This is a genomic window from Alistipes megaguti (assembly GCF_944320325.1).
Lineage (GTDB): Bacteria > Bacteroidota > Bacteroidia > Bacteroidales > Rikenellaceae > Alistipes > Alistipes megaguti.
Genome location: NZ_CALUHA010000032.1, coordinates 1 through 13269 on the forward strand (window position 1 = coordinate 1; position 13269 = coordinate 13269).

The following is a 13269-nucleotide window of genomic DNA, read 5'->3' on the forward strand; positions in this document are numbered from 1 at the left end:
TGACTCCCTCGTAATTCTTCGACATAAAGAGTTGCAGGGCATTTTGCAGAATCTCTTCCCGATTGGTTTTCATGGCCGTTTGTTTTTTCGATCTCAAAGATACGTGCTAATTCGGGGAAAAACGAAGATCTCGCAGATTTTTATGAGACAATTTCGAAAAACTCGCCCGGATCGACATTTCCCGGCTCGTGCATGCATTGGTGTCCCTACCCTGGCTCCGACCCTCTTTTCGGCGACGCCTCACCCTTCATCAGCACTTACAGATCGTTGTCATCCCGGTTTTTTATAATTCCGGTGCCGGGAGATCCCGCAGCAGTCTGCCTCTTCGGTCCGATAAAAATCTCAGGGGCCGCATCGCCGTGTGTGATGCAGCCCCTGAATGAAAAGCCGGATGGTGGAAATCAGTTGCCGTGTTCCATCTTCTGTTTCATCATGAACAGAAGACTCTGGTAGTGGGCACGGGTCGATGCATCGCCCGTATTCTGTACCTGCTTGAGCAACGTGTAGGTGTCCATCATCTTCTTGTAGAAGATCGGATTCTTCATGGCCTTGGTCTCCGCCATGACGTTCAGTTCATAGGTGATCCCCTTGTCGGTCATCACCACCTGACCCGGATCGGTTACGAGCTGCTTGGAGATTTCGCTATCCCCGATTCCTGCAAATGAATCCGGCATCCCTCCGTTTTGTTTCAGCAGTCCGTTCGAATCCAGAATCTTCTCCACATAGGCCCGCTGGAAGGTCCGGTCTGCCGGCGTCAGTTTCTGACGGCGAAGGGTCCGTTTCCAGATTCGGTTGTAGAGATCATCCATGAACTCGGAATAGGTGTAGGCATTCTCCGGATCGAGCTGTTCGAAGAGCAGCAGGCTCGAAGAGATATTCATGAAGAACATCCGGTAAACCATGACATCCTGAAGCGTTGCGGCCGAGTAGTACGGTCCCGTGAATTTGGTGACCGAAGGATCGAACGCCCATTCGGGCAGCTCCTCCAGCGTCGTGAAGATGAAATCCAGAGCCGCCTTCTGCTCCTCTTTCGGGGCGAAATGCAGAACGGGTTGCCCGCCGTCGTTGCGTACCGGCATCTCGCTGTAGATGCCGCCCAGCGAAACGGAGACGTGCATCAGATAACGCTGCATCTGCTGCCAAACCTGCTTGTAGGTCTCGAACAGACGGGTGTAGTCCGGATCCTTCTCCTTGGTCCACTCGTTCAGGTTCTTCATGATGACCTTCAGGTTCTTGATGCCGTATTCCGAGGCCTTGACGGAGTTGTCTCCCAGGTCCTCGGCCTTGCAGGCCGGGTCATATTCGTTGATGAAGGGCTGGGGTCCGAACTTGTACATCGGGTCCCCGGCCTTCTCCCGGATCCAGAGGTCGAGCGTCTCGCGCTCGTCTTCGGGGGTTGCGGCGTCGAAGATCGGCTTGTAGCCCCACTTGATCGCATAGATGTCGTAGACTCCCAGATCGGGCGGCGTCAGGCATACACCGCGCTCCTTGTCGCCCGGCTGGGCCACGTAGTTGTAACGGGTGTAGTCCATGATGGAGGGCGTTGTTCCGTATTTCTGGGTGAACGAGGGCGAACGCAGCGAATCAACCGGGAAGGCATGCGAGGCTCCGAAGTTGTGGGCCAGACCCAGCGTATGCCCGATTTCGTGGGCCGCTACGTAACGCAGCGAACTGCCCATCAGCTCGTCCGAGAAGACGGCTTTGCGCACATCCGGATCCACGGCGCCCGTCTGGACGAAACGCCAGTCGTGCAGCAGCCGCACGATGTTCGAATAGAAGAGCACGTCACCCTGGATGATCTCTCCCGAACGGGGGTCGATCCACGAGGGTCCCATCGAGTTCTGGGTCGGCGTGGTGATCATGCGGTAGCAGCTGTAGCGGATGTCGTCCGGATCGAAGTCGGGATCATCGGTCGGATAATCGCGTGCGACGATGGCATTCTTGAAGCCGATCGCCTCGAAAGCCTTCTGCCAGTCCTCGATTCCCAGTTTGATGTATTTGCGCCACTTCTCGGGGATGGCCGGATCCACGTAGTAGACGATCGGCTTGGCCGGTTCGACCAGTTCGCCCCGCTTGTATCGCTCCAGATCCTCGGGTTTGGGCTGGATATTCCAGCGGTTGATGATTTCGTACTCCTTGATGCCGTCTTCCTCCTCCGTGTAGCGGTTCCGGCTCTCGGCAAAGTAGCCGACACGCGGGTCGTAGTACCGGGGCCGCATCGGCGTCTCGGGCAGCATGATGATGTTACGCGTCAGCGTGGCCGTGAAGGCGCCGTCGGCATTGTAGGTGAGCTGGCTCTTGATGTTGATGTTCTGCGGGAAGGTCTTCACCCCGATGATCGACGATTTCGAGGAGGAGAGTGAGCCCGTCAGCGGCTTCTTGCGCATCAGCACGTCCCAGATGTTCGACTCCCGGAAAGGACTCAACTCGGGAACATCGCCCACGAACAGATCCGTGATGTCGATCACATACGCCGTCGAGTCGGGATTCATGGCTTCGATCTTGTATGCGTTCCAGATCGGGTCGATGTAGTTCCTCACGAAGGCCTGGTACATGTTCGACGTCGTATCGCATTCGGTCGTCGTCCGCTTCTTGTGGATGTAGACATTCTTCTCGTCGGCCGAGAAGGTGATGTGGATCGGGCTCCGGGGCATCTGTCCGGCCGCGATGTCCTTGTTGTTGCTGATGCTGCTTACGCGCGAAGCCAGCAGGTAGTCGCGATGGAGGATGTTCTTCGGAATCTCGAAATAGTACTTGTCCTTCACCACATGGACATTGAACATGCCCTTGTAGGTTTTGGCATCCTTGAGCAGTTTCTCGTAGGCTTTCTTCCCTTTGTTCTCGGTCGAGTCGCTTTTTTCGGCGGCCAGCTGTTCCTTGGCTGCTTTTTTCTTCTTCGATTTGAAGAGACCGGCCCGAGCCTCAGCGGGACCCGCTGCACAGATCAGCAGAGCGATCAGGGCAACATGGAGTAGTTTGTGCATGGTATTCTTGGTGTTAAAAATGGTTTTCGGCCTTTATTGCGTGATCAGCGAAAGATCGCATCCGGCATCTTCGAGCGCCTTCTTCAGGATCTCGTATTTCTGCTGGATCCGTTCGTAGGTCTTGCACAGGGTCTCGATCTCGCTGCTCGAGGTGGCGAAGATGAAGTTGGTCCACAGCGACAGATCCTCCGTCGCATTCGGGGTCGTGTAGTAGTATCCGTCGTAATTGGGATAATCCGGATTTTCGGTTATATTGAAATCCACCACATCGACAAATCCCAGTTTGTACCAGTCGGCAGGCTCCGGCACTTTATAGTTAGGATTCGGGATGTCGTATTCGAAAGTATCCAAGTTAAACTCAAATTTGGAATCGCTGACGTATTTCCCGTAATCTCCTTCGCTGCCGCTCTCGCCGCCGCTCACCTGGTAGAACTCCTCGGGAACGGAGAACATGTTGCGGACAGTGCCCATGTATGAGCTCCAGAAACAGGCGTTGATGGCGGCCTTGTAGGCTTTGGCCTGCTCGTCGCTGAGCGATCCGATGTTTTCGTCGATGTGCGAGATGGCGATCATGCCGGTGCTGGCGTAGGCGTCGACAGCGGCCGAACCTCCATGCGATTCATTGACGATGCTTTTGGCCATCACCAGCGTGAAGGGCATGTTCTGTTTCTTGAACTCGGCACTGTACAGATCCAGGAAATTCTTCTTGATGAAGGCAAGGCCGGCCTGAATCACCGCGGGATCCTGGGGCGGAGCCACCAGGTTCAGCCGGTTCTTGTTGGTGAAGTTGTAGGCATAGTCGGCTTCCGTCGGGTTCGTGATGACGACGATGCCGAAATCGCGGTATGTTTCGTAGATGAAATGCTGGATCGGGTCGTTCGGATCGTCCTCAAGGTTGTATTTCGGCCCGATGGGGTCGACATGAAGGGCCTCCTCCTTTTCGCAGGAGCCGAGCAGGAGGGCCAATGCCGTACAGAATAATACTGCTATTTTTTTCATGGTCGTTTCGTGTTTGAGATTATTGCGGATTGTTTTCCGGCCGGATGATGTTCTCGATCACCAGGTTCTTGTCCAACTCCGATTTGGGAATCGGCAGCGTATAGGAGATGCTGCCCTCTTCCAGAACGTACGTTTGACCCGAGGTCGGATTGTTGATGTCGGTATACAGGTGTTCGATGCGCGGGCAGCCCCAGCGGCGGAGGTCGAACCAGCGGAAGCCTTCAAAGGCCAGCTCCATGCGGCGCTCATTCCGCACAAGGGTGATGACCTGCTCCTTCTGCTGATTGGCGGCCAGTTCGTAGTCCGACGTGAATCGCTTCTCACGCAGGGCGTTCAGGTCGGCAATGGCCTTGTCCAGCTGGCCGCTTTCGGCATAGGCTTCGGCTCGGTTCAGATAGGCTTCGGCCAGCCGGAATACCTGCGGATAGATGTTGTAGGATCCCGTATAGAATTTGTAGGGGCATTGGTATTTCTTGGCTTTGTTCCAGCAGGTAACCTCCCGGTAGAAGTTATCCAGACGGAGGTCTCGTCCCTTCACCACGTCGCTGCCCTCTTCCTTTGTTCCCTTGGCGTAGAGGTCGGTCAGCCCCGGAGCGCTGGAATAGGCCGCTGCCCATCCGCTTTCGTATTTGATGTTGTTGTCCAGATCGTAGCCGCCGTAGGAGAAGAGCAGTTCGGGATTCACCCGGCTCAGGAAGGTCTTCTCTCCGATGTTCTCGCTCTTCATGTCCATCAGTCTGGCCGTCGTGGACATCTCCACGGAGTCGGCATAGCGGATCGTGCGATCCCACTGCTTCTTGATCAGCGAAACCCGCGATGCCAACAGGTAGGAGGTCGCCAGATTGGGACGGAAGATGCTCTTTTCGAGTCCGGCCTGTTTGAAGTGCTGGATTGAGGCATTGAGGTCCGATTCGATCTGGGAGTAGACGTTGGCCACCGACGAGCGGCGGAACTGCTCGTCCTGAATGGTCGGGGCCAGGTTGATCGGTACACCCATGGCCTCTCCGGCAGTGGCCTCGTTGTAGGGCAGGCCATAGAGGTTGACCAGCATGTAGTAGCTCAGGGCGCGCAGGAAGTAGGCCTCGCCGTAGATGTCCTCCTTTTCGGCGTCGCTGCCTTCCATGTCGGGAACGGCATCAATGATGATGTTGGCGATCAGGACCTTGTGGTAATAGGTGTCCCAGGCCTTGTCGCTCTGCTGGGTGTTCAGTCGATCCAGCTCGGGGTTTTGCTGCCAGGTGTAGTAGCCCCACATCTTTTCGCGCCAGTCGTTGGAGATGGGGCAGCCGTCGTCGACAATGTCGGCGACATCGTCGGTCATCAGCTCCAGATAGGGCGTCAGATCGGTTCCGTTTTTCAATCCTTCGCCATAGAGAAACTCCTTGTAGTCTTTGACGGATTTAGGCACCATCAGGTCCTGCGAGCTCTCCTCCATGAATTTGCTGCAGGACGAGAGCATTCCGATCAACGCGGTGAATAACACTATTTTTTTCATCTTTCAGGTCGTCTTAGAAGGTTATACTCAAACGTAAGGAATAGCTCCGCTGCGGCGGTACGGTGCGCGATCCCAGCTCCAGCTGTTCCGGGTCACGACCCTGCAGGTCCTTGGATTTGATTACGAACACGTTCCCGGCGTCGAAGCTGATGCTGGCGCCCTTGATGTAGATCTTTCTCAGCAGCTCGGGGTTGAAGTCGTAGCGCAGCGACATGGAGCGGCAGCGCAGGTAGTTGCCCGAAACCACACGCAGGTCGCTCTTGTTGTACATGTCCCACATGTTGTTGGCGTAACGGTACAGGACATCGTTGTCGCGGATCTGGAGATCCTCCTGCGAAAGCACGGGAATGTTGGTGAAGTTCTCGTCGCCGGGCTTTCTCCAACGGTTGACGAACTCGCTGGACATGTTCTGGTCCGGATTCGGCAGCGACTGTCCGGCCGACTCGTAGAGGTCGTTCAGACGCACCTTGTTGCCGAGGCTGAACGAGAAGAGGCAGTTGAACGTCAGACGCTTGAAGCGGACGTAGGTCGAGATACCTCCGGTCAGATCCGGATCGCGCTTGCCGCTGTAGGCGAATACGCGGTCGAAGGCCTCCTGCTGCGAGTGAACCAGGGCATTGCCCTCCCCATCCTTCTGCTCGGTGCCGAAGAAGGTGGGATAACCTTCGCTGTTGAGCTTGTTGAAACGGTAGGAGTAGAAGCTGTTCAGGGCCGAACCGTTGACAACGAGCGAACCGCTGATGAAGTCGCTCCAGGTGATGGACTGGTCCTCACCGGCATTGAGCACCTTGTTGTAGTTCTTACCCGTGTTGAGCGAGATGTGCCACGTCCAGTCCTTGGTCTGAACCGGTACGAACGATACGGACATGTCCCAACCCTTGTTCAGCACGTCGCCCTCGTTGATGGCCACGTAGTCGGCTCCGGTCGAGGGGGCCAGGGTCTTCTGGATGACCTGATCCTTACCCTTCTTGTAGTAGTAGTCGAACGAACCGTAGATGCGGTTGTTGAACAGGGCGAAATCAACGGCCAGGTTGTACGAGTCGGTCTTTTCCCAGCGCAGCTTCGTGTTGGGGTATTTCGACAGCAGGGCGATGTATTCCTGCGTCATGGCGTCCAGCGAGCCGAGCGAGGTGATCAGATTGGGCACCTGGTCCGGGTGGACGTTACCCTGGATACCGTACGATCCGCGGATCGACAGGTCGTTGATGACGCTGTAGAGCGGCTTGAAGAATTTCTCGTTGGCGATGTTCCAGCGGCCCGAAACCGACCAGATGGGCAGGAAGCGTACGCTGGGGTCCTGACCGAACTTGTTCGAACCGTCGGTACGGATGTTGAAATTGAAGATGTAGCGGCTGTCGTAGGCGTAGGTGGCCGTCGCATAGAACGAGAGGACGTTGTCCTTCGTATCGCGGATCACGTCGGGATGGTTCCGGATGAGTTTGGCATAGGCGGGCCACTGCGTCGGGTCGATGTCGACGAATTTCTTGCCTCGGTCGGGCAGATAACCGTACTGGGTGCTCTTCACGCCGTCGTATTTCGACGAGCGGACCTCGTGACCCAGGTTGGCCGAGAGTTCGTGCTTGCCGAAGTTCTTGAACAGCGATACGCTGTTTCGCCACGTGTAGGTGCTGTTGGAGGTCGTTTCGCTGATGAGTTCACCGCCGTAGGGCAGCGACTGCTCCCGGGCGTATTTCGCATCCTCTTCCGGCAGCGGGATGATGCTTCCGTAGGGAAGTCCGCGCATTTGCGAGACATAGTAACTCTGGTCGTCGGCCCAGGTCTGCTGCTCGTTGATGTTGCGCGAGAGGCCCAGAACGGTCGAATATCTGATCCACGAGGCGATGTCCCAATCGAGGTTGACGTTCAGCGCCACGCTGCTGTTGGTGTTGTTGTATCCGCCGTGGTCGATTTCGTTCAGGATGTTGTAGGGAAGTTTGGCGCCTTCGTAGCCGAGGCCTCCGGTGTAGAACGAGCGGGACCCGTCGGGGTTGTAGAGCGGAATGGCGCGCGAGGTGTTGTAGGCGTACTGATACATGTCCACGGAGGTGTGGGGACGCTCCGTCTCGGACATCGATCCCGACAGCTTGAAGCCCACCTTCAGCGTGCGGGCCAGCTGCGTGTTGAGTTTGATCATGGCCGTGTAGCGGTCCACATCCTCGCCGATGGTCACACTTTGATCGTTGGCATAACCGCCCGAGAAGTAGTAGTCGCTCTTGTCGTTACCGCCCGAAACCGAGATCGAGTGCTGATGGCTGAACGAGGTGCGGAAGAGTTCGCCGTACCAGTCCGTGTTGTTGGTCCGCAGGGTGTTGACCTGGGCCAGGAACTCCGGATAGGTGATTTCGCGGTTCCACAGTTTTCGCAGAGCACCCTCGTAGCCCACATCCAGGGCGGTCGAGGAGGAGAATTCCAGACCCCGCTCCTGCATTTCGATCGACATGTCGATTCGGTCGGCGGAGTTCATGCGGAACATCTTGTTGTAGGTCGGAGGCGTGGTGACGGTCAGCGTCGTGGTGTAGTTGACCTGGGGGGCACCCTTGGTACCCTTCTTGGTCGTGACCACGATCACGCCGTTGGCGGCCTTGATACCGTAGATGGCCGTGGCGGAGGCATCCTTCAGAATGTCGACCCGTTCGATGTCCTCGGGGTTGATCGACCCGATGGCGTTACCGATCAGGTTCACGTAGTCGGGGCTGTTCAGCTCTTCGGCCGAGATGTTGACCGGCTCTTCGAGGATGATTCCGTCGAGCACCCAGACCGGTTCGCGGTTACCGGTGATGGAGCTGTGTCCGCGGATGCGGATCTTCGGAGCGGCACCCGGAGTCGAGGTCATGCCCGTGACGGCCACACCCGGCAGACGGCCCACCAGCATGCGGTCGAGCGAGATCTGGGCACCACCCACCAGGTCGCTGCCCTTGATCGAGACAATGGAACTGGAGAGCTGCCGTTTGTCGATCTCCTGGTAACCGGTCACCACGACTTCATCGACGCTTTCGGCATTTTCCTCCATGACAACCCGGAGCGGAAGGTTGTTTTTGTAGGGGATCTCCTGCTTCTTCATGCCCAGCATGGAGAATACCAGAATCGCATTCTTGTTGTTCAGAATGTCGAGCTCGTACTTGCCGCTGGCATCGGTGGTCGTACCGATATTGGTCCCCTTGACAATGATGGCCACACCGGCCATGGGTTTCCCGTTTTGGTCGACGACCGTACCGTTAGCTACTGCCGGGTCCTTGCTCTGAGCAAAGCCGGACAAATTCACCATCGTCAGGGCAAAAATTCCCCCCCCCCACGACCAGCATCATACCTGTACGCCGGCATATGGACGAGATGAATTCCACACACGCTTTCTTCATTGTCTTTCGTTTTTAGTTAGTGGAAAAATGTTTCAAATGGCAGATATTTTAAGGATGTGTATAATAAAAGGAAGAGATGTACCGCGTACGCTTACGGTATATCTTTTTTCAAATCCGGCATGTGGGGCCGGATTTATGTGGCAGGGGTTTATTTATAAGGAGCGATGATCACTCGCCAGAGGGAGTCGAGTGAGGAATGGACCTGACACTCCTGTCCGGGCTTGTGTCCGGAGAAGACGAAGCAACCTGTATGGTTCTTCGGCAAAACTGAGTGTAAAACGTTCTGCAACAAATAAGGCATAGAGTAGTGAGGTGTTGTTCGTTTGCATTCGGTTGAGAACTTTTCCCGATAAAACCGTCACGGTTGGGAGAAGTGATCTCTCCGTCAAATGGTGTCGTGCAACAAATATAGTGAAATATATCTAAAAAAAAAGATGCAATGTAAAAAAACGGTAAAAAAATGTTCAAATCTGCTTCAATATGGAGTTCTCGGGCCTTTGCGGCCTGTCCGTGCCAGCATGTGTAATGAGCCGGACCCGGTGGCTGCCGGCGACGTACGCCCGGGAGCTTATGCCTGCACTGACGTTAAGGGTAAATCCCGTCCGTGAGTATTTGCGGCAGACCGACGGGCGGAAAAACCGCATGCGGAGCCGTATTTCGGTTATCTGTCGCGTGACCGGATATTCGGATTGCACTCTTTCTACGCATAATGTGCTGTTATTCAATGTGCTGTGTCGTTTCTTCGAACCGGTCTGATGTCCGTGCGCATCTCGATCCGTTGAAACTGCCCGGAGCGATGATCCTCGAAAACGAGACGCTGCCCGAAGCGGCCTACCGGGTTTTGGAGGAGGCAACGGGACTCCGCAATGTCTATTTGAAACAGATGGAGATCTTCTCCGATCCGAAGCGAGTGAGCGGCGAAGAGCTGGAGTGGATCAACCGTTATCACGGGATTCGCAGCGAGCGGGTGGTAACGGTGGGTTACTATGCCCTGGTGAAGCTCGACAGCCGCACGATCGCCTATACGACGGCCAAAGGTGCGCAATGGGTCGATGTGGATGCGATCCAGCGGTTGGCCATGGATCATAAGCAGATTCTTTCGGCCGCCCTGCGTCACTTGTGCCGCGAGATGCTGCAGTCGCCGGTGGCCTTCGAACTGCTGCCGCGCAAATTCACGATTCGGGCGCTGCAGAATCTCTACAGCGCCGTGTTGGGCATCGAGATCGACAACCGCAATTTTCGGAAGAAGATTCTGGCCTCGGGTTTTCTGACCCCCACCTCGGAGAAGGAACAGGGAGTGGCGCACAAGCCGGCTCAATACTATACCTTCAATAAGAATGCCTACAAGAAGGCCGTCAAGGAGAAGCTGAAACTGGGATTCATCAACAACTGGAAATATTGATCGGAGGCGTCATCGGCCGATGAGCGGACGGGGCGCTGAGGCGGGACGGCACGAATGCCGACCGCGATACGGAAACAACGGAACGGACTGTCATGAAAAGTTTGGGAATCGATATCGGCTCGTCATCGGTAAAGGTGTCGCTGCTGGAGATTGAGACGGGCGAGTGTGTGGCTTCGGCCGCGAACCCCGCGCAGGAGATGCCCATCGAGGCCCTGCAGGCGGGTTGGGCCGAACAGGATCCCGAGATGTGGTGGCACTACGTCTGCGAGGGGATCCGTCAGATCGGCGCCGGGCATCCGCTGCGCGAGGTCGTTGCGGTGGGCATCACCTATCAGATGCACGGGCTGGTGTGCCTCGACCGGGAGGGGCACCCGCTTCGCAAGTCGATCATCTGGTGCGATTCGCGGGCCGTCGGAATCGGCGAGGAGGCGCTCGAAGGGATCGGCCGCGACCGCTGTCTGAGTCATACGCTCAATTCGCCGGGCAACTTCACGGCCTCGAAACTGGCCTGGGTCAAGCGTCACGAACCCGAACTCTTCGCGCGGATCGACCGTTTCGTGCTGCCGGGCGACTACATCGCCTACCGTCTTTCGGGACACCTGTCGACAAGCATCAGCGGACTCTCGGAGCAGATCCTCTGGGACTTCAAGGAGGATCGTCGGGCGGATTTCGTGGCCGACTGGTACGGCATTCCGCACGCGATGATTCCCGAAGCGGGTCCGTCGATCGGCGTGCAGTGCGAGACCGACGCCGCGACGGAGCGCCTGCTGGGAATCCCGGCCGGTACCCCGATCTCGTACCGCGCGGGCGACCAGCCGAACAACGCCTTTTCGCTCAACGTGCTGGAGGCAGGCGAGGTGGCTGCCACGGGCGGCACGAGCGGCGTTGTCTACGGTGTGACGGACACGCCGAAGGCCGATCCGCAGTCGCGCGTCAACACCTTCGTGCACGTGAACCATACGCCTGAAAAACCCCGCTACGGGATCCTGCTCTGCATCAACGGTACGGGGATCATGAACTCGTGGCTGCGGCGTCACGTGGTGCAGCAGCGGCTCGACTACGAGGAGATGAACCGGCTTGCGGCGAGTGTTCCGGCCGGATCGGAGGGCGTTGTGGTGCTTCCCTTCGGCAACGGGGCCGAACGCGTCCTGGGCAACCGCACGACGGGTGCTGCCATCCTGAACCTCGATCTGAACCGCCATACGACGGCCCATCTGTTGCGTGCCGCGCAGGAGGGCATCGCCTGCTCGTTCCGCTACGGAATCGACATCATGCGCACGTTGGGCCTCAGGCCGGACGTGATCCGTGCCGGAGCGGCCAATCTTTTTCTTTCGCCGCTTTTCCGGCAGACGCTGGCGACCCTGACTGGAGCCCGCATCGAGCTTTTCAATACGGACGGTGCGCTGGGTGCGGCCCGCGGCGCGGCGCTCGGAGCCGGATATTACCGCACGCGCGAGGAAGCTTTTGCCTCGTTGCGGCGGCTGGAGACGATCGAGCCCGTCGAGGCCGACCGGGAGGCTCTGGAGACGACCTATCGCGCCTGGAAGGCCGCCGTCGATATGAAACTCAACAAATAGGAGTAAACGATAAAACACCTGAACAATGGCAACAAAAAGTTATTTTCCCACGGTGGGAAAGATCCCCTTTGAGGGCAAGGATTCGAAGAATCCGATGGCATTCCACTACTATGAACCCGAGCGAGTCGTCCGCGGCCGCAAGATGAAGGACTGGTTCCGCTTCTCGATGGCATGGTGGCATACGCTCTGTGCCGAGGGCAGCGATCAGTTCGGCGTCGGCACGAAGAAGTTCCCGTGGAACGAGGCGCAGGACCCCATCGAGCGGGCCAAGGCCAAGATGGATGCCGGCTTCGAGTTCATGCAGAAGATGGGCATCGAGTACTACTGCTTCCACGACGTCGACCTGGTCGACGAAGCCGCCACAGCCGAGGAGTACGAAAAGAATCTGAAGGAGATCGTGGCCTATGCCAAGCAGAAGCAGGCCGAGACGGGCATCAAGCTGCTGTGGGGTACGGCCAACGTCTTCGGCCACGCCCGCTACATGAACGGCGCTTCGACGAATCCCGATTTCGACGCTGCGGCCCGTGCGATGCTGCAGATCAAGAACGCCCTCGACGCAACGATCGAACTGGGCGGCGACTGCTACGTCTTCTGGGGCGGCCGCGAGGGCTACATGTCGCTGCTGAACACCGACATGAAGCGCGAGAAGGAGCACATGGCCACGATGCTGCGCATGGCACGCGACTACGCCCGTGCGAAGGGTTTCAAGGGGACATTCCTTGTCGAGCCGAAACCCATGGAGCCGATGAAGCACCAGTACGACGTCGACACGGAGACGGTGATCGGCTTCCTGCGCGCACACGGTCTGGACAAGGATTTCAAGGTCAACATCGAGGTGAACCACGCCACGCTGGCCGGCCACACGTTCGAACACGAACTGCAGTGCGCCGTCGACGCCGGCATGCTCGGGTCGATCGACGCCAACCGCGGCGATTACCAGAACGGTTGGGATACGGACCAGTTCCCGGTGGATCTCTACGAGCTGGTGCAGGCCATGATGGTCATTCTGCGTGGAGGCGGTCTGCAGGGCGGCGGCACGAACTTCGACGCCAAGACGCGCCGCAACTCGACCGACCTGGAGGATATCTTCATCGCCCATATTTCGGGTATGGATACCATGGCGCGGGCGCTGCTGATTGCGGCCGACATCCTCGACCACTCGCCCTACGAGAAGATGCTCAAGGAGCGTTACGCTTCGTATGATTCGGGCGAGGGCAAGGCCTTCGAGGAGGGCCGTCTCACGCTGGAGCAGGTGGCTGAGTATGCCCGCACGCACGAACCCGTGCAGCGCAGCGGCCATCAGGAGCTCTACGAGACGCTCATCAACCTTTATATCTGATTCCGAGTGGATCCGAACCGTCGGATTCCCGTTTGATGAACGGAATGCACCCTTCGTCGACAGCCGCGACCGGCAGTCGGCGGAGGGAGCCCCGTTTCCGGAAACGGGCCTCGACGA

General features: G+C 57.3%; 7 protein-coding genes. 3 read left to right on the forward strand and 4 right to left on the reverse strand.

Going from position 1 to position 13269, the window contains the following annotated elements; genetic code table 11:
* Positions 1-401: 401 nt before the first annotated feature.
* The 4 genes from PUQ42_RS08395 to PUQ42_RS08410 are packed head-to-tail and all read right to left on the reverse strand — an operon-like array spanning position 402 to position 8743.
* Positions 402-2984 carry a zinc-dependent metalloprotease gene (locus PUQ42_RS08395; RefSeq protein ID WP_273372935.1) on the reverse strand — a complete coding sequence of 861 codons (2583 nt, stop codon included), beginning with the start codon at positions 2982-2984 and terminating at the stop codon, positions 402-404.
* A 33-nt stretch (positions 2985-3017) separates the two neighbouring features.
* Entirely contained in the window at positions 3018-3983 is a 966-nt protein-coding gene (locus PUQ42_RS08400) for a hypothetical protein (protein ID WP_273372937.1), read from the reverse strand.
* A 19-nt stretch (positions 3984-4002) separates the two neighbouring features.
* Complete coding sequence (locus tag PUQ42_RS08405; RefSeq protein ID WP_273372938.1) at positions 4003-5478, reverse strand: RagB/SusD family nutrient uptake outer membrane protein; 1476 nt, start codon at positions 5476-5478, stop codon at positions 4003-4005.
* A gap of 13 nt (positions 5479-5491) precedes the next feature.
* A complete protein-coding gene (locus tag PUQ42_RS08410) occupies positions 5492-8743 on the reverse strand; it encodes a SusC/RagA family TonB-linked outer membrane protein (protein WP_273372939.1) in 3252 nt (1083 codons plus the stop codon).
* An 887-nt stretch (positions 8744-9630) separates the two neighbouring features.
* Between PUQ42_RS08410 and PUQ42_RS08415 the strand changes: the two genes are divergently transcribed.
* The 3 genes from PUQ42_RS08415 to xylA all read left to right on the forward strand — a co-directional run bounded on the left by PUQ42_RS08415 (position 9631) and on the right by xylA (position 13152).
* On the forward strand, positions 9631-10236 hold the full coding sequence (locus PUQ42_RS08415) for an NUDIX hydrolase (protein WP_273372941.1): 606 nt from the start codon (positions 9631-9633) through the stop codon (positions 10234-10236).
* 92 nt (positions 10237-10328) lie between these two features.
* Positions 10329-11813: a xylulokinase gene (locus PUQ42_RS08420; protein ID WP_273372943.1), complete on the forward strand. Its 1485-nt coding sequence runs from the start codon at positions 10329-10331 to the stop codon at positions 11811-11813.
* Positions 11814-11838: 25 nt separating this feature from the next.
* On the forward strand, positions 11839-13152 hold the full coding sequence (gene xylA / locus PUQ42_RS08425; protein WP_273372944.1) for a xylose isomerase: 1314 nt from the start codon (positions 11839-11841) through the stop codon (positions 13150-13152).
* Positions 13153-13269 lie beyond the last annotated feature (117 nt).